The organism is Prochlorococcus marinus str. MIT 0918 (assembly GCF_027359415.1).
Classification (GTDB): domain Bacteria; phylum Cyanobacteriota; class Cyanobacteriia; order PCC-6307; family Cyanobiaceae; genus Prochlorococcus_E; species Prochlorococcus_E marinus_C.
This window is the reverse complement of record NZ_CP114780.1, coordinates 1,562,081-1,582,890: the sequence shown is the minus strand read 5'-3', so window position 1 is coordinate 1,582,890 and position 20,810 is coordinate 1,562,081. Positions and strand designations below refer to the sequence as shown.

The window sequence follows — 20,810 nt, the reverse complement described above, 5'->3', positions numbered from 1 at the left end:
ATCTCTTATAGATATTTTGAATATAAATATTCAGCCTTCGTTTTAACAAATTGATTAGGGTCTTCTATTTTAGTAAGGAAATATTTTTTAATAAAATTATTTTTACCACTTTCAAGTAATCTTTCTATGCAAATTAAAGACATGTATCTACTAACCCAATAAGGTGTAGAGACTTCATCTAAAAATAACTCTATATTTTTTAAAAAAAACTCTGGTGCTAAATTCATAGAAGTGAAAATTGCTTGTGGTTTAAATTTCATGAAATCTGGCCAACTCTTGTCTAAGCAATGATCAATTAATTCAAAAGCCTTTTCTCTATATTCTTCTTCCGAAAAGTTTAAATATCTGATTAAAATAACTAAGAAATAAAGTGCTCCATAATCTTTCTTTAGTTCATACCAATTGTCATCTATAGCTTTCCATACCGATATATTATTTATTTTAATGATTTTATTTAAAGCTATAAAGCAATGGTTAAAATCAGGAGAAAATAATTCCTTAATCAAAAATTTAGAGTTGGGATGAAATTTATATGTTTTTAAAATCCTTATATTAGTTGGACTATCAATTAAAACAGTATCTAATAAATCTAAAACATATTGTGTACCAAACTTATCTATCAAACCATTCCATAATGAAGTTATAGCCCTTATTCTAAAAAAAGGTGAAATTGGCGTTTCTATTACATACTCTAACAATTGATATGCCTTAGCATCAATAACATCCTGTGCTGCACATTGACGATCATTTTGATTAGGAAGGTCTAAAAAGTCTTTAAGCTGGTTAATATAATCATTTTGATCATCTAGTATTGAAAATGCTGCAATTGCAGCCCCTTTTACACCAGGTGATATTTCATTTTTTTCAAAAATCTTTTGAATTTTAGATAGTTCAGATTTAGCACCCATCTTAGATAAGCTTTGTATAAGCACTCTTTTATTTTGATAAGGTTGGTTTAATAAAGTCCCAATTAAATTATGAATTTTAATATCTGCACATCCTATTTCTTGAAGAGCCCAAGCACTATTTTCTACTAAGTACGGATCACGACTTTTTAAAGCTTTAGATATATAAGGGATAGCCTTTTTACATTGCATTTTACCAAGTACTTCAATGGCTTTCCTCTTTGCTATAAGAATAGAATGAGCTTTAGATTTATTTTGTAGTAACTCCAAAAGTGCTTCTTCTGTTTGTATTGAAGGGTATTTGGAAAGATGAAAAACTGCCTTATAATAATCACTAGATATTTTTAATTCTTCTAAAGGGGTTCGCAATATCTTTAATGCATCTTTTTGACTTAATTCAGGAAGTGTATCAAAAGGACTTGCGTTCATCAGTTAAGGAATGAGGCCACTTATAAATACTATGATTAAAATGAAGGTTTTCTTGTGGTTGATTAGTTAAAAAAAAAATTGAAAGAAAATTCTAATCCCAACAATTTTCAAGACAAAACACAGCTTAGTGAGGCTGAAGCCACCTTGCTAGCTTCAGAACTAAAAAAGAAACTCTTGGAAGGTAAGCTACCTTCCACAGATAAAGATTTAATCAAAAAAATCATTGCCGGTCTTGGTGATAGAAGAGGCATGTTAAGAAGGACTTTCTCTGAAAGTCTTGGTTTAATTGGCAATACAGTTATCCCCGAATTACGAATAGCCTTACTAAATAATCCAAATGTAATTGTCAGAAGAGCAGCAGCAAAAACCCTCAGATTGGTAGGGGACTCAAAAGCATTGCCAGATCTACTTAAAGCGCTTCTTGAAGATCAAGACCCAGTAGTACAAGGCTCAGCCGTAGGTGCTATGGCGATTTTTGGTGAAGAAGCTATTCCACATTTAATTCAAGTTTTAGACAATCCAAAGAGTTCTGAAATGCAATGTGGTTTAGCTAGCTGGGGGCTTTCATATGTAGGTGCTAATGGCAGTAAAGCACTTAAAGAAGCTACAAAATCAACAAATAAAAAAGTACGGGCTTGTTCTATTGCAGCTTTGGGAGAGCAAATCCAATCTTATGATGATAAAGAGGCTAAAAACATACTTATTAATGCATTAAACGATCCATCTGATGAAGTTAAAATCGAGGCTATTAAATTAATTGGGATGCTAAATGACCAACAATGGAATAACCATCAAATAGGGTTAAACTTAAATCACCAAAACTCACAAATCAGAAAACAATCGGCTTTGTCTCTAATGAAATTAAAAGCTATAGATCAACTATCCCATTTAGAAACTGCACTAGAGACAGAACAAGACCAAGAGGTAATAAAAATAATCAATCTAAGTATCAGACAAATTAAAGTCTTCAAGAAAGATTAAGATAAATAAGTTACATATTAATTGCTTCAGTTGCACTTTCTCTAATAAACTTATCTAAGGAAAAATCGTTAGCTATGCTTTGAAGAAAATCCTTATTTGCAGGGTCAGGAATCTCAATCAAGGCTGTGATTGCTGCCTTTGCTCTAAGAACATTTCTGTCTCTACATAGCATCTTTAGAACTGGAATAGATTGATTGCCTATCTGTTTCAAGAGCGAGACAACTGTTAATATAACTTCTGCTGAATCATCTTTTAATGCTTTCTCTAATAAAAAATTAATCTCACTTTTAAAATTATTAAGGCTATACATTGATGCAATTCTAACTAATACCTTCAAGCAACTAACCTGAAAGATTTTATCTTCTTTTGACATATATAAATTTAAGATCTGATTAACAATGTCAGGGCCAAATAAAGCTAGAGCCTTGACAGACTTCCTTCTTATTTCAACATTCTGACTATCTAAATTATTAATCAATTTTATACTTGCTTCTTCCGGCCAAAAACGAATCATCTTAAGAGAAGCCTTATAATTAATATTAGGATTTGGATGATTTAAATCAGCAAATAGTGAGTTTAAACTAGGTGGATTATCTTCATTCATCAATCCATAAAATCTATGTCATTCAACAATCATTAAAAGGTTATTCAAGCTAATGCATTAATCAAATAGTCAATCAGGCTTTTAAATTCAGTTGCAGCTTGTGGACCCATCTGGCCTGGAACATCTACATTGTCCCTAATAAAAGTGAATGCCTCAATATAAGCAGTAGTAGGCAATAATTGAGCACGGATAACTTCTCTCATCCCTGCTATTCCCCATTCATCAAGAGGACCAGTACCACCTGTCACTAAGCAATAATTAATTAATCTCAAATAATGGTGAATGTCTCTAGCACATTTATCTTTATTTGCCTGCTCATAAGGAGTTTTTCCATAAACAAAATCTAACGCTTCCGTAGTAAATTTATCTATATAAACTGCAAGCTTTTCTGCAGCTTCTAAGCGGGCATGAGCTCGATCAAAAGAACCTTTTACAGATTCTATATCACTTATTGTTGGAAACCTTCCAGCTGCATCTGCTGAAGAGATAACTGTAGTGACTGCTGATTTCATTGTTATTCTGTTCCCTAAGTATGAAAAAGGTTTTTATATTTAGCAGAGTAATCAACTTAAAGCATTGATCACTCTGTCAAAATAAGAAGCAGCTTCAGATGCAATATCTTTACACTGCGCTCCTGATCCAGAGTTAATACCCTCAAACATTTTTCTTCCAGTATTTGTTTCTGTCATAATTGCAACTGTCGCAATCTTCATGATTTCAATAGCACGAATTGCATTTGATAATGGAACACCTAAAGCTATATAAGTTTCCTTTAATCCATTCAAACATCTATCGTCCAAAACAGATGAGTCACCAGCGAGTAGAGCATAACTGACGTATCTCAAAATAATTTCTCCGTCACGCAGACAAGCAGCCATACGTCTAGTTGGATAGCAATGGCCACCTGGCTGTGTTAAGCCTGTATTTTCACAAACAATTCCTGAAACAGCATCAGCGGCTATACAAGAAACGTTTTGAGTTATTGCAAGAGTTGCATCTATACGTTTATTAGCATCAGCAACATAGTTACGTAGCGAAGCAAGTTCTGCACTCCCAATTGGAGCACCTTTTGAATCAGCGCTTACAACAGCTCGTGAGAATGCATCAAGCATCTGGATATCTGAAAGCGAGAAAAACCATGTGATTTAAGTGCGTTTTCCTGGTATGGAAAGGCACTAAATGACAACCTAACTCCATAGGCCTGTAAAGAAGAAGAAGGTTTTGAAGTCTGAAATGGTTCGTAACCGAAGAAAAGTATTTTTGCAAGATATCTCACAATTTGTTCCCATAGCATAAATTCCGAATAGTTCTGTTTTTTTGAGCTAGCCTTTTAAGTATTGATTTTGTATAAAACCTCTTGCAACCAACTCCACAAGAACTAAATGAATCTATAGAGGCCTTAAAAAGTTACCGAAATAGACTTCGATCAGAAATTATTAACATATCTCAAAAGCTCCGAATGTCTCAACCAAAAATCGAAGAATCATTAAATAAGAATTCTGAGTTAAATAACATTGAAATCACACTAAAAAAATTAATCTCTGACAATAATGCAAATAATTAGAATTAATAAATAACTTTTAATCCTTCAAAAAACTAATTGTTTTTCATCACCTCTAAGTAATTTAAATATAATGGATAATGCAAGCACATTCCTTCATGGTCTTAATGAAGAACAATCAAAAGCAGTAAACCACCATCAAGGACCATTATTAGTTGTTGCTGGTGCTGGAAGCGGAAAAACCAAAGCCTTAACGCACAGAATTGCACATTTAATCTCAGAATATAAGGTTGATCCTTCTGAAATTCTTGCAGTAACTTTTACTAATAAGGCAGCTAGAGAAATGAAAGATAGGCTAGAAATTCTCCTAGCTCAAAAATTAGCAGAACATGATTTAGCACAACCATTCTCAACATTAACCTTTTCTGTTCAGAATCAATTACGTACAAGAATATATAGAAACATCACAAAAGAACTTTGGATAGGAACTTTTCATGCTCTTTTTGCAAGATTACTTCGTCTTGATATTGAGAAATATTTGGATAAAGAAGGGCTAAAATGGACACGTCATTTTTCTATATATGACGAAACAGATGCCCTAAGCTTAGTTAAAGAAATTGTTACACAAGACCTACAACTTGACCCTAAAAGATATGAACCAAAGAAAATTCGCTGGGCAATAAGTAACGCCAAGAATAAAGGTATTTTACCTGATCAATTAGAAAGAGAAGCTGAAGCTCAAAAAGGTAGGATAACAGCAAATGTTTATAGAATATATAGAAAAGCTCTTTCTGCCAATAATGCACTAGATTTTGATGATCTGCTACTTTTACCTGTACAACTTCTTAAACAAAATGAATCGGTTAGGAAATATTGGCATGAAAGATTTAAACATTTACTTGTAGACGAATACCAAGATACGAACTGGACTCAATATGAATTAATTAAACTTTTAGTAACGAATGGAGAAGAGCCTTCTAATTACAATAAATGGTCAAATAGATCTGTTTTTGTTGTTGGTGACGCTGATCAAAGTATATATAGTTTCAGAGCCGCTGACTTCAGAATATTAATGGGGTTTGAAAAGGATTTTGGCAATATAGAAAAAGAAACTATTGTCAAACTTGAAGAAAACTATAGATCAACATCAAATATATTAGAAGCTGCCAACTGTCTTATATCTAATAATAAAGAAAGAATAGATAAAATACTAAAAGCAACAAGAGGCACAGGTGATTTAATAAAGCTAACTAGGTGCGATGATGAAATATCAGAAGCTGAAGCTATCGTTCATAGATTAAGAATTCTTGATGCTGGAGATGAGAATTTAAACTGGAAAGATATATCAATTCTTTATAGAACAAACGCACAATCTAGAGTAATTGAAGAATCTTTAGTTCGTTGGAATATTCCTTATATTGTTGTGGGAGGCTTACGTTTCTATGACAGAAGGGAAATTAAAGATATTCTAGCTTATTTAAAATTACTAATTAATCCATCAGATAGTGTGAGTCTGCTAAGGATTTTAAATGTTCCAAAAAGAGGAATTGGGAAAACAACTGTTCAAAAATTTACAGAAGCAGCGAATCAATTAGGCATACCTCTATGGGAAATAGTAACTGATCCTGAAGCAATACGATCTTTAGCAGGTAGATCAGCTAAAGGTTTATTAGAGTTTAGGGAAATAATTCAAAGTTTACAAAGTCAATTAAACAATGTAAGTACATCAGAAATTATTCAATTAACTTTGGAAAATAGCGGCTATTTAAAAGAGCTTATTGCAACTGGGACTGATGAGTCTGAAGAAAGGCGAAGGAACCTTCAAGAGCTGGTCAATGCCGCACTACAATATCAAGAAGAAAATGAAGCCGCTGATTTAGAAGGGTTTTTAGCAACAGCGGCTCTAGCAAGTGATTCTGACAATAAAGACAGCACATTAGATAGGGTTACTCTAATGACTTTGCATAGCAGTAAAGGTCTGGAGTTCCCAATAGTTTGCCTTGTAGGAATGGAGCAAGGCCTTTTCCCAAGTTACCGCTCATTAGACGATCCAGCATCTCTGGAAGAAGAGCGCAGACTCTGCTATGTAGGGTTAACAAGAGCCAAAGAAAAACTATTTCTATTTCATGCAAATGAAAGGAGATTGTGGGGAGGGGCAAGAGAACCAGCCTTGGCATCAATATTTCTATCAGAAATACCAGATAGTTTAATAGAAGGAGACTATCCACTTGCAGGGGGGACAGCTTTAAGAAGAGATAGACATCTTGATCGTTTAACTCGCCTAGACAAGTTTTCTTCTTCATCTCATAATCATTTATCTAATTTAGGTATTCCTAGTAATAGTGTTAGAAAAATGAGTTCTGGTCCTATACCAGGAAAAAAATGGGCTGTAGGAGATAAAATAATTCATTCAAACTTTGGCAAAGGTCAAATAACACATATTTTTGGTAGTGGGGAAAAGATATCAATCGCAATCAAATTTGATGGAATGAGTCCTAAAATTCTAGATCCTCGCTTGGCTCCAATAAAACCTATTGAAGATATTTCATAAACTAATGATTTAGTATTAATAATAAGTAAAGCTATTTATTTTTTAAACTTATGAAAGCCCCGGTCGATCCGGAGTTTATAAGCAACTTCCAAGGTTTATCTAAAGCTCTATTAAAAAGTTTAATCACAGCAGCGAAGAAGGCATCTATTGAAAGAATTGCCATAGTAGGAGGCGTCATAAGAGATGAACTTATACATATAATTCATAATCAAACTATTAAAAATTTTAATGACCTGGATCTAATTATCGAAGGGTCCCCAGAAATTTTTGCCCATCAAATAAAACAATTATTAGGAGAATCACGGGTTAGTATTAATCGTGTAAATAGTAATTATCAAACTATTGAATTAACTATCGATGGAATTTGCATTGACATTGCAAGAGCAAGGTTAGAAACATATCCACATCTTGCAAAAAACCCTGCCACGTCAAATACTTCTATAGAAAATGATCTGAAAAGAAGAGACTTCACAATTAATTCAATCGCATTTGATCTGAAAAAAAATCAATTAATAGATCCGTGTAATGGAAAAGATGCCATCTTAAACCGATCACTCGAATTGAATCATTCTCTTAGTATTTCAGAAGATCCAACAAGAGTAATAAGAGCAGCTCGTTATTCGACTAGACTTAATTTCCAATTATCTTCAGCATCTCTTCACCAAATTGAAGAAACAATAAATTCATGGCCTTGGGATTGGACTTCAAACAAGCGTTCTGAAGCCCCTCCTCCTGCCTTAGGGACAAGATTTGGTATGGAGGTAGAGCTTCTTTTAGAAAAAGAAAAATGGGCCAAATGTCTAACAAAGCTACAAGAATGGGGAGCATTAGTATTACTCGATCAAAAGATTCAACAAGAGAAATACTTAAATAGAAAACTTACTTGGGCATCTAGATTAGGGGTCCAAAGATTAACTGCTTTAGTTGCAACAGCAAAAGATCCATGTGCTCTTGCATCAAGATTACAATTAACTCAAACTCAGCAAAATCTTTTAAAAACAAGTGTTGATCTAAATGAAAATTTAGATTCAATCTACAAATCACAAGCTTATATAAATTGGCTTCCTTCACAATGGTGTGAATTGATTGAATCTCATACTTTAAATCCTAATGCAATAGCAATTTCCATATCTCTAGGTAAACCACTTTGGAGGTATTTATTGCACTGGTGGGGGAGATGGCGCCATATAAAGTCAAAAACTACTGCTCAAAACCTTATGAAAAAAGGTTGGTCCGAGGGCCCAGAATTAGGGATGGAATTAAAAAGGTTAAGGGATATGGAACTCAATAAAAATATTAAATTAAAATAGGTAAGTCAATATAAATCTACTATTCCTATTCTTGTCCAAGAGGAATTAATTGTAAGTTTCTTAGCCAAGTCTGAATTACAAGAAATAATTAAAGGGCCACATGTTTGGGGGTCAATTAACAACTCCTTAATGATTTCCACTTCCTCGTTATCCGAGCAAATGCTATCAAAAAGTAATTCTATAAGGCCTGAAGAGTTTTTACCTTGATTTAATAAAGACCAAGCAGTTCTATTAGCTGGGGCCAAAGTACTATGATAGCCATATCTTAAAAGTTTTTTTGCACCATTTAAACTTGGAATACGGTCAGCAAAAAGATTAACTTTCAATAACGGTAAACACGCTTTTAATCTATCAATGTTTGTTGCATGAATCATTTCCCCTAAATGTCCGAGCAACCCAAAACCTGTGATATCCGTACATGCATGTACTAAAGATTTCTGGGAGGAATTCAGACAGTTTGATCTAATATCATCCAAAAGAATATGTTGGCTTTGCGAAAGTTCAAATAATGCTTGATCTAAATAATGAGAATGACAATTCTCTTCCATAGCTGCAGCAAAAATAACACCACTGCCAAGCCCCTTACTAATAAGGATCTGATCGCCTAATTGAAGTCCAAATTTATTTAAAGGTTCACCTTCATTTTCAGCTATAAAGCCATTTACTGATAAAGAGACCTCTATCCCCATAGTGATTGAAAAGGGCACTGGGGCTCTAGATTCAAAAGTATGGCCTCCAATCAGCTTGGCTCCCTGAGGTTCTAATGCAGATTTAATTCCAGTAATACACTGAATCAGCATTTCCTCTTGCAAAGTTGGCGAAACAGCTGGGAGAGTAATCAAGGCTTGAGCAGAAGCAACAGATGAACCTTTTGCCCACAAATCAGAACAAGCGTGTAAAGAAGTTAAGCGCGCATTCAACCAAGGATCACTTATAAGTGCAGGAAATCCATCTACACTTTGAAACCAAGAAAGACCTTTTGCAAAAGATGCTACTAAAGCTGCATCTTCTGGACTGCTTTGTAATTCTTGAAGATCAGATGCTTTTAAAGCAGAGTTAAGGCATGTAGCTGAAATTTTCGCAGCACAACCTCTACAACCATCCATTGATTGTTCATTTTCCATTGTTGCCAAATTCTTGAACTTTTCTATAAAGCTTTTATCTAAAATCTCTTTCAATTTCCAAAAGATATTTTTAAAGCCAAATAGGAAAGGACCCCAAACAAACACAGCATTTTTTTTATAAGGATTTGCATAACCTCCGACCAACTGCAAAGCATTTTTTTGAGGGTGCCAAGAAATAAGGCTTTCACCAGCAAAAGATCTTTCAATATTTTTAGCTAAAGGTTTTGCTGCTCTAACTGCCCATACACCAGATGGAGAGCGATTATTGTTTTCTAACAATCCACAATCACCAACAGCAAATATATCTGATTGTCCAAGAACCTCAAAAGTAGCTTTAGTAAGAATCCTGCCACTCTTATTAACCTCCAAACCACTTGCTTTTAGCCATTGAGGAGCTTGGTTCCCCGTACATAACAATGCAGGGCCAAAGATTAAAGCTGTTTCATCTAATATTTCAATCTTAGCGCGATTCAATGCATGCTTAAAATGTTTATCTAGCTTGTTCAAATGAGCTCTCAATCTAATTCTTCTACTTGGCCACCTTTTCTTTAATGCAAAAACAATTTCAATGGCAGCAAGTCCCGACCCTATAACTGTTAATGGTGTTTTAGAGGCGCTATCTAAATCTAAATTTTTTATCCATTGGAAAGATTTTTTAAAGGGCTTGATAGGAACACTTAAACTCTTATCTAAAAGTATTTTTAATGTTTTGGCATCTACAGCAGTTTCAGATCCAACATCGATGCTTAACTTTGAAAAGCCAATAGAAGAACGAGAGTTAATAAAAACTCTCTTTTCATTAAGATCTAATGCATTAATTTCCCCAACAATAAAAGAGACCCCAGCACACGATGCCAATTTTCTTAAGTCTATTGAAGAATCCTCTAACTGATAATTTCCTGCAACAAGGCCAGGAAACATTCCTGAATAAATAGATGTACTATCTCTATTTATCAAAGTTATCAAACCCTTTGGCCTTAAATGTGGATTCATTGCCCAACGCAGCAAAATAAGTGCATGGGTATGGCCACCTCCTAATAACAAAAGATGATCAACCAACATTTTCCTTCAAATGATATTGAACAAGCCAACCAGCCTTCTTTTTTAGAGAATGCAAAGCTTGGTGTTTTAGGTGGGAGCGGTCTTTATTCAATAGAAAATCTTAAAGATGTAAAAGAATTAGAAATTGAAACACCATACGGCAAACCATCTGACAATTTGCGCTTAGGCAATCTAGAAGGAATGGAAGTGGTTTTTCTAGCCCGACATGGAAGGCATCACACTTTTACTCCTACTGAAGTTCCTTACAGAGCCAACATCTGGGCTTTAAGGTCATTAAATGTAAGGTGGATTCTTTCACCATCCGCAGTTGGATCTCTACAAGAACAAGTAAGGCCTTTGGATATGGTTGTACCTGATCAGTTTATTGATAGAACTCATCAAAGGCCTTTAACTTTTTTTTCTGACGGTGCTGTGGCTCATGTAACCATGGCAGATCCTTTTTGCCCCACATTATCTAGATTACTCACTGAAGAAGGAGAAAAGCTAATGCCTGAAGGCCGCCAAATTCATAAAGGTGGCACTTATCTTGCAATGGAAGGACCAGCATTTTCTACAAAAGCCGAATCTAATCTTTATCGAAGTTGGGGGTGCAAAGTTATTGGGATGACAAACCATACAGAAGCAAGATTAGCTAGAGAAGCTGAAATCGCATACTCTTCATTATCTATGGTGACTGACTACGACTGTTGGCATGAAGGATATGGGAATGTAAGTGTAGATATGGTTTTAGATAACCTTTCAACCAACGCAAAGCTCGCAACTAAAATAATAACTTCTACTGCAAAAAGAATTTCATCAACAAGGCCAAATAGCGATGCCCATAAAGCACTAAAAAACAGCCTTATGACCTCAAAAGATAAAGTTCCCCAGAAGACTCGAGTAAAAATAAACCTTTTTACAGAAAGTTACTGGGGAAACTTCAATGAAAAATAATTTTATTCCAGATTACTTAAGCAGAACCTACGCCTGTATAAGAACCATAGAAGAAAATACCTAGAACAAAAATAACTGCAATGCCTCCTGCAGTTGCTACTAACCATAAAGGTAGTTGCCCTTCTGTCCAACGTCGTTCCCATGAAACAGCTGGTCGACCATCTGGAAGCCTGTCTGGTAGACGTCCATCAGGTCCCTTTAATTTAGAGCTCATGATTAAAGAAGAATTTAATTAAAGAAATAGCTTGAGAACAAAATCCCTAGAACAAAAACAAGCAAAAGCCCTAGATAAAGGCTTGTTCGGTTCAGCTCAACCGAAAGCTTGTTTGGATTTGGATTGACTTGCATAGCTAAAAAAGTAAGTCGTAAATTAACGACGGATGAACTGCATAGCAGCAATGGCACCTAAGAAAAATACTGTTGGAATTGCCAAAGCATGAACTGCAAGCCAGCGCACCGTAAAAACTGGGTAGGTGCGGACTTCAACAGCCTGTAAGGGAGAAGAAGAATTTGTCATTGGTTATTTCAGGCGCAGATCAAGTTGAGCTTTTGACTCAAAGCGTTGCGTCACTACTGGAGCCTTACTTTCAGAAGCCTGAAAATAAGTATCTGGTCGTGGAGTTCCAAATGCGTCATAGGCAAGGCCAGTTGACACAAATAAAAATCCTGCGATAAAGATCGCTGGCAGTGTCACAGCATGGATAATCCAATAACGGACACTGGTAATGATCTCAAAAAACGGGCGTTCCCCGGTGGAGCCGGCAGCCATAGCCTCACGCGTATTATCTGCTAGATCCTACAAGGGTGTTACTAAAGATAGGGCAGGTTTATCAGCATGGTTACAGAGCGTTGTGCATTTAAATCCAATTTATGCATCCCCAACCCAGCGCAAAACATGTCCTCTTTCCCCTAGGGCAAAGCCTTTAGAGGAATTAGTCTGGGAATTTTCTATAAAAAATATTCGAATAAAATTTGTTGGAGTTGCGTAACCAATTGGATCTTTTTCCCAAGTTTTTCCTTCATCTTTACTGACTAAAAGAGTTCCATTCCCACCTGCAGCCCAAATTTCACCTTCAGGGTCCCAAGCCATATCCAAATAGTTATAACCATTAACTAAAGGAATAATTGGTTTTGACCAACTCTCATAATCATCAGCTTGTTCATTTAAACGAATTTCAGCTCCTCTTGAAAGCATCCAAAGCTGTCCATTAGGTTGAAATCCCAATGTTTGAACTCTCTTACTACTAGCCCTTTGATGAGACTGCCATGTTTGATCTTCTTTATCTAAGGTGACAAAGAAATTTCCTAAACTACTAACGCTTACATAAGACCCATCATCTCTTCTACGCAAATCCCTAACCCCACCAGAAGCTTCAGCAACCCTTGCTTCCCAATTATTTCCTCCATCAGTTGTTTGATAAACAGCACCTGCGGTAGTCGCGAGTTCAGCTGAGTCTTTATCAAGAGTAGTTATTAAATAAGGGTTTCCTGGTAATTTATTTCCAAGTAATAAACGAGTCCAGGTTTTCCCAGCATTATCACTATGCATAATCAAATTAGGTTGGCCCACCAGCCATCCTTCCTCACCTTTAAAATCAATACTCATTAGCCTAAAATTTTCTTCGCTCGGAATTTCTAAGTCTCTATCTTGCCAAGTAACTCCACCATCATTTGTTTCGAGAATCAACCTATTTGCCCCTACTAAAAACCCATGACTATCGTCTACAAATCCAATATCTAATGGATTATCATCGCTCGCTAATTTAATTTCTTCCCATGGGCTCATTTGTTGAGTAGGAAGTCTTGTAGTTGTAACACACCCACTTAGACCTAAGCCTAGGCAGAGAATTAATATGAGATTGAAAGAATAAACTAGTAGTTTTTTCATGATTTTCTTAATGCAAGGAATAGAGGGACAAGAAACAAGCAGCAGCAAAAGCTAACCCACCAAAAATAAGTACATTCTTCTGCCCTGGTGGAAGAGTATTAAAACCAAAGCCATAAACCACATTATCTTCAAATCCATCAGCAGGTTCAAATTTAGCTCCTATATCCTTATACGCTGGGTATCTTGCTCTGCAAACTGGGCATCTAAAACTTATTTGGTCAAGATCTAAAAAAGAGGTCCCTGGAGGAATTCCATATTTTTTAAGGCCTTCTTTAGGGTCATAAACATAACCACAACCTCTGCATTCAAATCTATTAAAACTAAGATCTCTCGGGAGATCTGGTTTTTTTTGATCAGAGTTTTGTTTTGCACCATCATCAGTACTAAATTCCATTTCATTGGATTTAGACTGATCAAATGCATTGTTCAGTTCATCGCTCACCGTTTGCACTTTCACACAACCCAACTCTATCTAGGAAAGTGCGCTTAAGTGAGTGTCAAAATAATAATAAAGTTTTTGATGCATCATGTTTGCTCTTCAGGGTTACGACGCATTTCTTGGCTTTCTTTTAATTTCAGCGGCTGTGCCCATTCTGGCATTAGTCACAAACAAACTTATATCTCCATTAAGCAAATCCGGGGAAAGAGAGCTGACCTATGAATCAGGGATGGAACCTATAGGTGGTGCATGGATTCAATTTAATATTCGTTATTACATGTTCGCGCTTGTTTTTGTGATTTTTGATGTTGAGACTGTATTTCTTTATCCTTGGGCAGTTGCATTTCACAAGCTTGGTTTATTAGCATTTATTGAAGCGCTCATATTCATCTCAATTCTAATTGTTGCACTAGCATATGCCTGGCGCAAAGGAGCACTTGAATGGAGCTAATTAAGTGACTGATCTTCCTTCAAAAGATGCTATTCGAGACATTCGTGAGGCTACTTGTGGCCCAGTTGGTGCACCGCAAATAACTAGTGACCTAAGCGAAAACATAATTCTTACAAGCCTTGATGATCTTCATAATTGGGCAAGATTAAGCAGCTTATGGCCGCTTTTATATGGAACTGCATGTTGTTTTATAGAATTCGCTGCTTTAATTGGTTCTAGATTTGACTTTGACAGGTTTGGACTTGTACCTAGAAGTTCACCACGACAAGCAGACCTTTTAATAGTGGCAGGGACAGTGACAATGAAAATGGCACCGGCTTTAGTAAGACTTTATGAGCAAATGCCAGATCCAAAATATGTAATTGCTATGGGGGCTTGCACCATTACAGGGGGAATGTTCAGTGCAGACTCAACTACTGCTGTAAGGGGAGTGGACAAATTAATTCCCGTAGACCTTTATTTACCAGGTTGTCCTCCAAGGCCAGAAGCTATCTTTGATGCAGTCATAAAGCTAAGAAAAAAAGTAGGGAATGAATCATTTACTGATCGAGAAAAAATAGCTCCAACTCATCGTTACTTCACGATTCCACATCAAATGAAAAGAGTTTCACCATTAACTAATGGCCAATACTTAAATTTAAAAACTGATGATGAATCTATAATGCTAAACCCTTCAACAAATATTAAAATAGAAACTAAAAAAGAAAGAGAAGAAGAAAAACAAACTTCTTCTAACTGAATTAATTAAATTAATCTAATCATGGAAAAAGAAGAGAGCAATAAAATTGAAAATATTTCTGAAAAAGAGCAAGTCAATGAGACTGGTCCTATCAGCAACTTTTTAACAAATGAAGGATTAGAGCATACAAACAGTGCACCTGATCATATCGGAATAGAAATTATCAATTTAGCACCAAGCAAACTGATTGATGTTGTATTAAAGTTAAAAGAAATAGGATTTAATTACCTTCAATGTCAAGGCGGATATGATGAAGGCCCAGGTGCAAATCTAGTTTCTTTCTACCATCTAATTTCTATAGAAGATTATTTTAAAAGCAAGCAACCTAGAGAAGTAAGGTTAAAAGTATTCCTTGATAGAAATGGGGATTTAACTGTACCATCTCTTTATAAAATATTTCGAGGTTCTGATTGGCAAGAGAGGGAAACTTTTGATATGTTTGGTATTATTTACGATGGTCATCCACGTCTAAAAAGATTATTAATGCCAGAAGATTGGAAAGGATGGCCATTAAGAAAAGACTATATTCAGCCAGACTTTTACGAAATGCAAGATGCATATTAATTTTCTCTTTTATATTTTCTGTAAAAATGCATCACAGCTCTTGAAAGGCGGGCAGGATCATGGCGCAATGTTGCACTAGTTGAGATGCCTTTTTGTAACGATGCAGTAAAAACTTTATACCCTTGGGCTCGAAGACTATTTAAATCACATTGAACTGGTTCCGCACCTCTTGAAAGATAATAATCAAGCAAAGGTGAAGGCGCGACAGATTCATGCGCCAAGATAAAATTAAAAATTCTTCTTGTAATCCCAAGACTAGCCAGTTGAGCTTCAATAGCCCTTACATGACCTGTTACATCAAGACCATCAGTCTCTCCAGGTTGAGTCATTAAGTTGCATATATATATTTTAGGGGCTTTGCTCTTTTGTATTGCCTCAACAATTTGCGGAACAAGCAAATTAGGTAAAAGAGATGTATATAAACTACCTGGCCCAAGCACAATTAATTCGGCATTTTCTATTGCCTCTATCGCACTAGGTAGTGCTGCTGGGTATTCTGGATAACATCCAATTCTTGCAATAGGAGATCTAACCTTCCCAATCGCAGACTCACCTTCAATTCGATCGCCATTTTCCAGCTCAGCCCATAAACTAACATCTGCATTAGTAGCAGGGACAACTTGGCCTTGAACAGCAAGTACACGACTTGAAGCTGTTATAGCTGTTTCAAGATTGCCAGTAATCGAAGTTAAAGCAGATAAAAACAAATTCCCAAAACTATGGCCAACTAATCCTGTGCCAGAGGAAAAGCGATATTGGAAAAGCCTTGTTAGAAGAGATTCTTCAGTAGAGAGAGCAGCCAAACAATTTCTTATATCCCCAGGGGGCTGAACACCTAGCTCCCTCCTCAAAATTCCACTACTCCCTCCATCATCAGCAACAGTCACAATTGCTGTAATTCGACTGCTATATTTTTTCAGCCCTTTAAGCAGAGTAGAAAGTCCTGTCCCCCCTCCTATTGCAACAATATTCGGTCCTCTATTGAGTTTACTTTTAGCACGCAAAGCATCTAGCAAAAGAGCATCCTTATCAGGTGCTACTGCCTTCTGTATAGATGTAAAGCTTCTACTCTGACCCCATATTACAAGAGAAATACCAAGAAGAAATACCAATGGTCCCGTAATACTTCGTGGCAAAAACTTCGTAATTGCTCCAATTAAAAAGAAGATACCTTCAACTAGCCAATAAATTGGCCTCAAATCAGCCCATATAGATGCTCCGAAAAAAGCTACTATTAATCCAATCCCAGATATAATCAACCATCTTTTTAGGACAAGCCCTGGCAATAGCCAGCTCAACGACCTTTGAATTCGCCAAAGCAAATCAAATTGATTCGCTCTTTTCGAATTGCTTTTTCGCCCTCCGAAACTTTTATGGCCTCTAGAGATCCTATCTTTCACAATCACTTATGAGAAAAAACACAATTGCAAAATCTGACAAATTAGACTCAAACGAACTCTAAGGGAAAGTCCTTTTCAGTCAAATTCAATAAATAAACAATATGGAAAATGTATCATCTACAAAAACATTATCTAAGAATTGCCCAGTTGTTCAGATGAGAGACCTATCAATAAAGCTAGGCCTAAATACTATTTTAAACAAAGTAAACTTAACAATGAAGCCTGGGGAAAGAATTGCGATAGTTGGGCCATCTGGGTCAGGTAAATCAACGATTTTAAGGCTATTAGCGGGTCTTTTACTACCCTCAAGTGGAGAATTAAAAATATTTGGGAACCTACAGAAATATTTAAGATTAGACCAGAATTATCCCCCTGATGTGCGATTGGTTTTTCAAAACCCAGCCTTAATCGCATCACTAACTGTGGCAGAAAATGTAGGTTTTTTATTAAGAAAAAGCTCAGACATTAGTGAAAAAAAAATAAATGAAATGGTTATTTCATGTCTTGAGGATGTAGGACTTTACAAAGTTGAAAACAAACTCCCAGGTCAACTCAGTGGAGGCATGCAAAAACGAGTCAGTTTTGCACGTGCATTAATAAAAGATCCTTACCACCCCTCTTATTCGTCCATGCCTCTATTACTCTTTGATGAACCCACCGCGGGACTAGATCCTGTTGCAAGTACAAGAATTGAAGATCTAATTGTCAAAACAACCACTTTAGCCAAAGGATGTTCAATAGTAGTTAGCCATGTAATGAGCACAATTGAACGGTCTGCTGAAAGGGTTTTAATGCTATATGGGGGAGGATTTCAGTGGGATGGTTCCGTTGAAGATTTCAAAACCAGTGAAAACCCTTACATTAAACAGTTCCGAACAGGTAGCCTTGAAGGGCCAATGAAACCTAAAGAAATTTAACTCCCATGCGGCGAAGCTTTCGTGATGCCATTGTTGGATTTTCCCTTGTAGGAGGAGTTGTCATTTTTTCAGGACTAACTCTTTGGCTAAAAGGGATCAAACTAACATCAAAGACCTGGTCTTTAACAGCTAGTTTCAATGATGCCAGTGGTTTATCCCAAGGCACTCCAGTAACTTTTAGAGGTATACAAGTAGGATCTGTCAAAAAAATAACTTTTGGGCAAAACAATGTAATGGCTAAAGTTTCTATCAACAATCCTGATCTGATTTTATTTCAACCTGTTTTTGCAAAGATTCAAACCAGCTCACTTCTTGGAGGGGATGCAGAAATAGCCTTAATAAGTAAAGGTTCGCAAATTAAAAGTCTTAGTTTTTCGCCAAAAAAAGACAATTGTTCATCAGAGTTAATTGTTTGTGATGGAGATTCCATCGAAGGGAGAGAATTGCAAGATATTTCTAAACTAACTGGAGAAATAAATAAGTTTCTTAATGAAGCTGAAAACAAAGAAATCATAGAGAAAGTTGTGACTTCTATAGAACAATTTGACTCAACTCAAGCAAACCTTGATGAATTAATACAATTGTCAAAATTAGAATTAAAAAAGACTCGTCCAATTATCAAAGATCTGAAAAAAAGTGTTTCACACATAAATAATATTTTAGGTTCAATCGACGATCCTGAAGTACTTAAAGATGTCAAGGCTAGTACAGCATCCATACAATCATTCACTGCAAAGCTTGATAAAATAAGTGACAAAGTTGATGAGCTCGTGAATGATGAAGATTTGACTAATGCTTTTAAAGATGCTGCAATTGGGATAGGTAAACTATTTAATGATATTTACAAATAATAGATTTATATTTATTTCACGGTATTAATTGCATCCATCGCAATTGAAGCCAAAGCTTGATCAGTTGCTTTGGGAAGTTGAACATATTTACCTCCTGCAGCTTCTGCCAACTCTTTACCAATACCACTAGCAATAAACTTTCTTTCAGTATCTATTACTAATAGTTTAATACCTAACATTCGATAACGCGAAGCAACATCTAAGACCTCTTGTTTCAAATCAACAGAACTCTCTCCTTCCAGCTCAGGCTGACCCAAAGATTTACTAAGGGGAATATTTCCTCGGCCATCTGTTATTGCGACGACTACAACTTGCCCTAAATCTCCTGTAGCAAGTGCATTAGCTCCGACTCGGGCCGCTTGTGTTAAACCATGGGCAAGAGGGGAGCCGCCTCCACAAGGCATTGTTTCCAGTCTTCTCTTTGCTGCTGTAATAGATCTTGTAGGTGGCAATAAGACCTCAGCCTGTTCTCCTCTAAATGGGATCAAGGATACTTCGTCACGACTTTCATAAGCTTCTGTTAAAAGTCTAATCAAGGCTCCTTTTGCACTTTGCATTCTATTGAGTGCCATTGACCCACTTGCATCCACAAGAAAGATAACTAAAGATCCTGCTTTCTTTTGAAGTAATTTAGCTCTTAAATCTCCTTCTTCTACAATTACTTTTCTTCCAGGTTCTCTTGCTTTACGGGCTTTTTGATAAGGGGCTGCTGCTCTCAAAGTTGCATCAACAGCAATTCTGGTAACTGGGCCTCTAGGAATAATTGGCTTTACATATCTACCTCTGCTATCACTAAAAACTGCTGACCTGCTTCCGCTACTACCACTTTTTGATTTTGCACTAGCAAAAAGTAATAAGTCTGGATCAATCTCGCAAGCCTCAGGATCAAGCATAAATTCTTCTGGGATGGGAGGTGCAGATTCATCTTCAGGGGTATCCTCATCTTCAGGGGTATCCTCATCTTGAGAGTTATCATCAGGGGTTTGATCTGGTGGAGGTGGGTTTTGTTCCTCAGGAGGCGGTGGCTCCATTTGTTCTTCCTCAGGTGGAAGCTGTAAAGCCCTTGGGGCAATGACAAGCCTTACTGCTACTTGCAAATCTTCAGCTTCAACAGTATCCCTTCCAGCAAGAGCAGCATGAGCTTTAGCAACACGTGCAGCATATAGCTCAGAGCGATGTCCTTCCACTCCTCCGCGAATAGCCTCATTAACAAGATATTTAATCTGATCCAAAGACAACTCAATATCTGGAAGCCATTGCCTAGCCAATATCAACTGCGTAGCCAAAGCGTCAGTTGCTTCATCCCAAATCTCACAGAAATTCTTGCTACTTCGTCCAAATGAAATAGCAGATTTTGTAATCTCTACTCTCTGTTCATTAGAAATAATCTGATCGGCTGATAAAACAATTGCAAATCTATCTAAAAGATGATCTCGAACAGCACCTTCTTCGGGGTTATACGTAGCAATTAAAAGAGGTCGCGATGGATGCTTAAGACTTAAACCCTCTCGCTCAACTTGATTCTCTCCAGAACCTACTGCAGCGAGCATCAAGTTAACTATTCCATCATCAAGGAGATTGAGTTCATCAATATATAAAACACCTCGATGAGCTTCTGCTAATAATCCAGGTTGAAATACAGGGCTGCCACTATCCAAAGAAGAAGCTACATCCACTGCTCCAACAAGACGATCCTCTGTTACTCCAATTGGCACTTGGACAAAAGGAGCTTGTATAACTTTCTTGGGGATATCTAAATTTGAATCATCTATTTTTTTATTTAATACATCCTCAAGTATTTTCTTTGTCGCATCATCCCATTCTTCAGGAAGGTTTGGATCAAGGTTCCTTCCATAAGGCCGAGCATTTGGTAAATCCTTGAAAGTATCAATATCAACTACTTCGATAGGAGGCAAAAGATCATGTAACCCTCTTGCTAAAACAGACTTGCCTGTTCCTCGACCACCCGCAATAATTACACCTCCTAATCCAGGATCCACAGCAGCAAGCATTAGAGCTAACTTTAAAGTTCCATGACCAGTTACTGCGGCTAATGGGAATGCCTTGTTCGATTCTTCCTTAAATGAAAGTTCTGAACTAATACCATTAAGTTCTTTTCCTGAAGTAACCATCGAATGTACCAATCCTGATCATTTTTGCA

23 protein-coding genes are annotated in these 20,810 nt (G+C 36.4%); 10 read left to right on the top strand and 13 right to left on the bottom strand.

Annotation, left to right across the window (positions count from 1 at the left end; all coding sequences use genetic code 11):
- Positions 1 to 5: 5 nt before the first annotated feature.
- Positions 6 to 1,334, bottom strand: a complete 1,329-nt coding sequence (locus tag O5636_RS08565) for a HEAT repeat domain-containing protein (protein ID WP_269622380.1) — start codon at positions 1,332 to 1,334, stop codon at positions 6 to 8.
- A 78-nt stretch (positions 1,335 to 1,412) separates the two neighbouring features.
- Between O5636_RS08565 and O5636_RS08560 the strand changes: the two genes are divergently transcribed.
- The gene (locus O5636_RS08560; RefSeq protein ID WP_269622379.1) at positions 1,413 to 2,315 is read left to right on the top strand and encodes a HEAT repeat domain-containing protein; all 903 of its coding nucleotides are present in this window, start codon (positions 1,413 to 1,415) and stop codon (positions 2,313 to 2,315) included.
- 10 nt (positions 2,316 to 2,325) lie between these two features.
- Here the strand turns inward: O5636_RS08560 and O5636_RS08555 are convergent, their stop codons facing one another.
- Genes O5636_RS08555 through O5636_RS08545 form a run of 3 tightly spaced genes read right to left on the bottom strand, consistent with a single transcriptional unit; the run spans position 2,326 to position 4,031 of the window.
- Positions 2,326 to 2,919 (bottom strand): HEAT repeat domain-containing protein, encoded by a 594-nt coding sequence (locus O5636_RS08555; protein WP_269622378.1) that lies wholly within the window; start codon positions 2,917 to 2,919, stop codon positions 2,326 to 2,328.
- A gap of 44 nt (positions 2,920 to 2,963) precedes the next feature.
- The gene (locus O5636_RS08550) at positions 2,964 to 3,431 is read right to left on the bottom strand and encodes a bleomycin hydrolase (RefSeq protein ID WP_269622377.1); all 468 of its coding nucleotides are present in this window, start codon (positions 3,429 to 3,431) and stop codon (positions 2,964 to 2,966) included.
- 51 nt (positions 3,432 to 3,482) lie between these two features.
- Positions 3,483 to 4,031: a bleomycin hydrolase gene (locus O5636_RS08545; protein WP_269622376.1), complete on the bottom strand. Its 549-nt coding sequence runs from the start codon at positions 4,029 to 4,031 to the stop codon at positions 3,483 to 3,485.
- A 245-nt stretch (positions 4,032 to 4,276) separates the two neighbouring features.
- Between O5636_RS08545 and O5636_RS08540 the strand changes: the two genes are divergently transcribed.
- The 3 genes from O5636_RS08540 to O5636_RS08530 all read left to right on the top strand — a co-directional run bounded on the left by O5636_RS08540 (position 4,277) and on the right by O5636_RS08530 (position 8,281).
- The gene (locus O5636_RS08540) at positions 4,277 to 4,483 is read left to right on the top strand and encodes a hypothetical protein (RefSeq protein ID WP_269622375.1); all 207 of its coding nucleotides are present in this window, start codon (positions 4,277 to 4,279) and stop codon (positions 4,481 to 4,483) included.
- A gap of 70 nt (positions 4,484 to 4,553) precedes the next feature.
- Positions 4,554 to 6,971 carry a UvrD-helicase domain-containing protein gene (locus tag O5636_RS08535; RefSeq protein WP_269622374.1) on the top strand — a complete coding sequence of 806 codons (2,418 nt, stop codon included), beginning with the start codon at positions 4,554 to 4,556 and terminating at the stop codon, positions 6,969 to 6,971.
- A 50-nt stretch (positions 6,972 to 7,021) separates the two neighbouring features.
- Positions 7,022 to 8,281, top strand: coding sequence for a CCA tRNA nucleotidyltransferase (locus O5636_RS08530; protein ID WP_269622372.1), 1,260 nt, complete (start codon positions 7,022 to 7,024; stop codon positions 8,279 to 8,281).
- Between the two features lie 5 nt (positions 8,282 to 8,286).
- On the opposite strand, the gene selD is transcribed toward O5636_RS08530, so the two are convergent.
- Positions 8,287 to 10,467, bottom strand: a complete 2,181-nt coding sequence (selD, locus tag O5636_RS08525) for a selenide, water dikinase SelD (RefSeq protein ID WP_269622371.1) — start codon at positions 10,465 to 10,467, stop codon at positions 8,287 to 8,289.
- On the opposite strand from selD, the gene mtnP reads away from it, so the two are divergent.
- A complete protein-coding gene (gene mtnP / locus O5636_RS08520) occupies positions 10,453 to 11,400 on the top strand; it encodes an S-methyl-5'-thioadenosine phosphorylase (RefSeq protein ID WP_269622370.1) in 948 nt (315 codons plus the stop codon). The genes selD and mtnP overlap by 15 nt on opposite strands.
- A 16-nt stretch (positions 11,401 to 11,416) precedes the next feature.
- On the opposite strand, the gene O5636_RS08515 is transcribed toward mtnP, so the two are convergent.
- From O5636_RS08515 to O5636_RS08490, 6 genes are all read right to left on the bottom strand, one after another.
- A complete protein-coding gene (locus tag O5636_RS08515) occupies positions 11,417 to 11,614 on the bottom strand; it encodes a photosystem II reaction center protein J (protein WP_011124486.1) in 198 nt (65 codons plus the stop codon).
- A 14-nt stretch (positions 11,615 to 11,628) separates the two neighbouring features.
- Positions 11,629 to 11,748 carry a photosystem II reaction center protein L gene (locus tag O5636_RS08510; protein WP_011124485.1) on the bottom strand — a complete coding sequence of 40 codons (120 nt, stop codon included), beginning with the start codon at positions 11,746 to 11,748 and terminating at the stop codon, positions 11,629 to 11,631.
- Positions 11,749 to 11,770: 22 nt separating this feature from the next.
- Positions 11,771 to 11,917: a cytochrome b559 subunit beta gene (psbF, locus tag O5636_RS08505; protein ID WP_269622369.1), complete on the bottom strand. Its 147-nt coding sequence runs from the start codon at positions 11,915 to 11,917 to the stop codon at positions 11,771 to 11,773.
- Positions 11,918 to 11,920: 3 nt separating this feature from the next.
- The gene (psbE, locus tag O5636_RS08500) at positions 11,921 to 12,169 is read right to left on the bottom strand and encodes a cytochrome b559 subunit alpha (protein WP_269622368.1); all 249 of its coding nucleotides are present in this window, start codon (positions 12,167 to 12,169) and stop codon (positions 11,921 to 11,923) included.
- 99 nt (positions 12,170 to 12,268) lie between these two features.
- Positions 12,269 to 13,288 (bottom strand): photosynthesis system II assembly factor Ycf48, encoded by a 1,020-nt coding sequence (locus tag O5636_RS08495; RefSeq protein ID WP_269622367.1) that lies wholly within the window; start codon positions 13,286 to 13,288, stop codon positions 12,269 to 12,271.
- Between the two features lie 7 nt (positions 13,289 to 13,295).
- Complete coding sequence (locus tag O5636_RS08490; RefSeq protein ID WP_420063795.1) at positions 13,296 to 13,682, bottom strand: rubredoxin; 387 nt, start codon at positions 13,680 to 13,682, stop codon at positions 13,296 to 13,298.
- 133 nt (positions 13,683 to 13,815) lie between these two features.
- Here O5636_RS08490 and O5636_RS08485 point away from each other — a divergent pair, with 133 nt between their 5' ends.
- The 3 genes from O5636_RS08485 to O5636_RS08475 are packed head-to-tail and all read left to right on the top strand — an operon-like array spanning position 13,816 to position 15,481.
- On the top strand, positions 13,816 to 14,178 hold the full coding sequence (locus O5636_RS08485) for an NAD(P)H-quinone oxidoreductase subunit 3 (RefSeq protein WP_269622365.1): 363 nt from the start codon (positions 13,816 to 13,818) through the stop codon (positions 14,176 to 14,178).
- Between the two features lie 31 nt (positions 14,179 to 14,209).
- Complete coding sequence (gene nuoB, locus O5636_RS08480; protein ID WP_420063794.1) at positions 14,210 to 14,917, top strand: NADH-quinone oxidoreductase subunit NuoB; 708 nt, start codon at positions 14,210 to 14,212, stop codon at positions 14,915 to 14,917.
- Between the two features lie 21 nt (positions 14,918 to 14,938).
- The gene (locus tag O5636_RS08475; protein WP_269622363.1) at positions 14,939 to 15,481 is read left to right on the top strand and encodes an NAD(P)H-quinone oxidoreductase subunit J; all 543 of its coding nucleotides are present in this window, start codon (positions 14,939 to 14,941) and stop codon (positions 15,479 to 15,481) included.
- On the opposite strand, the gene O5636_RS08470 is transcribed toward O5636_RS08475, so the two are convergent.
- On the bottom strand, positions 15,478 to 16,881 hold the full coding sequence (locus tag O5636_RS08470; RefSeq protein ID WP_420063769.1) for a gluconeogenesis factor YvcK family protein: 1,404 nt from the start codon (positions 16,879 to 16,881) through the stop codon (positions 15,478 to 15,480). The two genes, O5636_RS08475 and O5636_RS08470, sit on opposite strands and share 4 nt — an antisense overlap.
- Before the next feature lie 101 nt (positions 16,882 to 16,982).
- Here O5636_RS08470 and O5636_RS08465 point away from each other — a divergent pair, with 101 nt between their 5' ends.
- Both O5636_RS08465 and O5636_RS08460 read left to right on the top strand, forming a co-directional pair.
- Complete coding sequence (locus O5636_RS08465) at positions 16,983 to 17,798, top strand: ABC transporter ATP-binding protein (RefSeq protein WP_269622362.1); 816 nt, start codon at positions 16,983 to 16,985, stop codon at positions 17,796 to 17,798.
- Positions 17,799 to 17,803: 5 nt separating this feature from the next.
- Positions 17,804 to 18,649 carry an MlaD family protein gene (locus tag O5636_RS08460; protein ID WP_269622361.1) on the top strand — a complete coding sequence of 282 codons (846 nt, stop codon included), beginning with the start codon at positions 17,804 to 17,806 and terminating at the stop codon, positions 18,647 to 18,649.
- Positions 18,650 to 18,660: 11 nt separating this feature from the next.
- Here O5636_RS08460 and bchD read toward each other — a convergent pair whose 3' ends face one another.
- Positions 18,661 to 20,781 (bottom strand): magnesium chelatase ATPase subunit D, encoded by a 2,121-nt coding sequence (gene bchD / locus O5636_RS08455; protein WP_269622359.1) that lies wholly within the window; start codon positions 20,779 to 20,781, stop codon positions 18,661 to 18,663.
- Positions 20,782 to 20,810 lie beyond the last annotated feature (29 nt).

Bases quoted from the DNA above. Each gene is read 5' to 3' on its own strand.
- O5636_RS08510 (WP_011124485.1), bottom strand. From the start codon at position 11,748: ATGCAAGTCAATCCAAATCCAAACAAGCTTTCGGTTGAGCTGAACCGA.
- O5636_RS08565 (WP_269622380.1), bottom strand. From the start codon at position 1,334: ATGAACGCAAGTCCTTTTGATACACTTCCTGAATTAAGTCAAAAAGAT.
- mtnP (WP_269622370.1), top strand. From the start codon at position 10,453: ATGATCAACCAACATTTTCCTTCAAATGATATTGAACAAGCCAACCAG.
- bchD (WP_269622359.1), bottom strand. From the start codon at position 20,781: ATGGTTACTTCAGGAAAAGAACTTAATGGTATTAGTTCAGAACTTTCA.
- O5636_RS08530 (WP_269622372.1), top strand. From the start codon at position 7,022: ATGAAAGCCCCGGTCGATCCGGAGTTTATAAGCAACTTCCAAGGTTTA.
- O5636_RS08555 (WP_269622378.1), bottom strand. From the start codon at position 2,919: ATGAATGAAGATAATCCACCTAGTTTAAACTCACTATTTGCTGATTTA.
- O5636_RS08535 (WP_269622374.1), top strand. From the start codon at position 4,554: ATGGATAATGCAAGCACATTCCTTCATGGTCTTAATGAAGAACAATCA.
- O5636_RS08485 (WP_269622365.1), top strand. From the start codon at position 13,816: ATGTTTGCTCTTCAGGGTTACGACGCATTTCTTGGCTTTCTTTTAATT.
- O5636_RS08515 (WP_011124486.1), bottom strand. From the start codon at position 11,614: ATGAGCTCTAAATTAAAGGGACCTGATGGACGTCTACCAGACAGGCTT.
- O5636_RS08460 (WP_269622361.1), top strand. From the start codon at position 17,804: ATGCGGCGAAGCTTTCGTGATGCCATTGTTGGATTTTCCCTTGTAGGA.
- O5636_RS08545 (WP_269622376.1), bottom strand. From the start codon at position 4,031: ATGCTTGATGCATTCTCACGAGCTGTTGTAAGCGCTGATTCAAAAGGT.
- O5636_RS08475 (WP_269622363.1), top strand. From the start codon at position 14,939: ATGGAAAAAGAAGAGAGCAATAAAATTGAAAATATTTCTGAAAAAGAG.
- O5636_RS08495 (WP_269622367.1), bottom strand. From the start codon at position 13,288: ATGAAAAAACTACTAGTTTATTCTTTCAATCTCATATTAATTCTCTGC.
- psbE (WP_269622368.1), bottom strand. From the start codon at position 12,169: ATGGCTGCCGGCTCCACCGGGGAACGCCCGTTTTTTGAGATCATTACC.
- O5636_RS08465 (WP_269622362.1), top strand. From the start codon at position 16,983: ATGGAAAATGTATCATCTACAAAAACATTATCTAAGAATTGCCCAGTT.
- psbF (WP_269622369.1), bottom strand. From the start codon at position 11,917: ATGACAAATTCTTCTTCTCCCTTACAGGCTGTTGAAGTCCGCACCTAC.
- O5636_RS08550 (WP_269622377.1), bottom strand. From the start codon at position 3,431: ATGAAATCAGCAGTCACTACAGTTATCTCTTCAGCAGATGCAGCTGGA.
- selD (WP_269622371.1), bottom strand. From the start codon at position 10,467: ATGTTGGTTGATCATCTTTTGTTATTAGGAGGTGGCCATACCCATGCA.
- O5636_RS08490 (WP_420063795.1), bottom strand. From the start codon at position 13,682: ATGGAATTTAGTACTGATGATGGTGCAAAACAAAACTCTGATCAAAAA.